Raw genomic sequence first — 1,462 nt, forward strand, 5'->3', positions numbered from 1 at the left:
GCGGTGTCTCCATGCATGAGAGGGCCAAACGATCAGTCGTTTCTGGCTGGACGAAAGAGACCGTCCGCCGACACACCAAGTGGCTCTACGCGGTCAACACCGAGGGTTTGACCGGCGACGGGTATGCGGTGACTCTGACGCTCCGCGACTGCCCAGAAAACTCTGATCGCTTTCACTCCCTCCGCCGGGCTTGGGTCGAACGCATCCGCCGTATGGGCAGCATCCGCACTCACTGGGTCATCGAATGGCAACGCCGGGGCGTCCCGCACATGCACACTGCCGTTTACTTCGATCGGGCGCTGTCAGCGGTAGAGAAGTTCCAGCTCGTCCAACACTGGATTGACCTTGCCGAGCCTTACGGCGCGCGGCACCTGTCGCAGTACGTTCTACCGATCTCCGGGCCCACCGGCTGGCTCCAGTACCTCAGCAAGCACGCGGCACGCGGGGCCGCTCACTATCAGCGGCAGGGCAAACCTGCAGGGTGGGAAAAAACCGGCAGGCTCTGGGGTCACTTGGGCGCATGGCCTGTTGATGAGTCCCTGAGCTTCCAGATTCCTCGGGAAGCCTATTTCCGCTATCGGCGGCTGGTGCGTTCCTGGCGGCTGGCTGACGCTCGGGCCGAGTCCGACCCCGCGACCAGGGCAAAGCGGATCCGCTCCGCCAAGCGCATGCTCAGGGCTTCAGAGCGGGCGCTTTCCGAGGTGCGGGGCATCTCTGAATGGCTCGATCAGGCGACGGTGCTTAGCTTCCTCGCCTTGCTCGCTTCTGAGGGCTTCGAGATACGCCAGACGGCAGACTGACCCCGGGCTTGTTCTCTGTGCCAAAAGTGTTCGCGGGAGGTTCTGAGGGCCTCTCCTGCGGCCTTCAGGCGCCTTCTGAGGGTCCCTCGCCGGATGTGGCCGGCTGCGGCCGCCGGAGCGGAGGCGCGAAGCGCGAGCACCGCCGGCCGGACCGGGTCCGCCGTCGGGGTTTCAGGTGCGTTTATGGCGGCGGTAGACGCGTCATTGTCTCCACTCGCTCTGTCTGGCGGTAGAAGACGGTTATCCGCAGCCGTCAACGGCTCCTGACGTCTGGCAGTCGTGGCGACCGGCTGACCATCCGCCGTAATCGGAAAAATTTCTCGACCCGCTGCGCGGGGTGAGCGGCGCGCCTTGATTAGTAGGTACATATCTGCACGCAACCCCTTCTGATGGGGCATAGGGTGAGACAAAGACCCCTTACCGCGGCATTACCTGTGGCATTGAAAAGCCCCCGCGAAGTTACCAGCTTCCGGGGGCACGGTCGACAACCTTTAGCGCTCTTAGGACTACTCTTTGCCGACAATTTCAGCGTACCGCAATGGCTCTACAGCACACATCCCTAACGGCGGTGTCTCCATGCATGAGAGGGCCAAACGATCAGTCGTTTCTGGCTGGACGAAAGAGACCGTCCGCCGACACACCAAGTGGCTCTACGCGGTCAA

The 1,462-nt window shown here is 62.8% G+C and carries 1 protein-coding gene; it reads left to right on the plus strand.

Annotation, left to right across the window (positions count from 1 at the left end; all coding sequences use genetic code 11):
- A partial coding sequence (locus AC5RWU_RS24215; RefSeq protein ID WP_493986715.1) for a rolling circle replication-associated protein occupies window positions 1-800 on the plus strand: 800 nt, incomplete at its 5' end.
- Window positions 801-1,462: the final 662 nt, after the last annotated feature.

It is taken from the genome of Arthrobacter sp. B0427-1-12 (genome assembly GCF_059092905.1).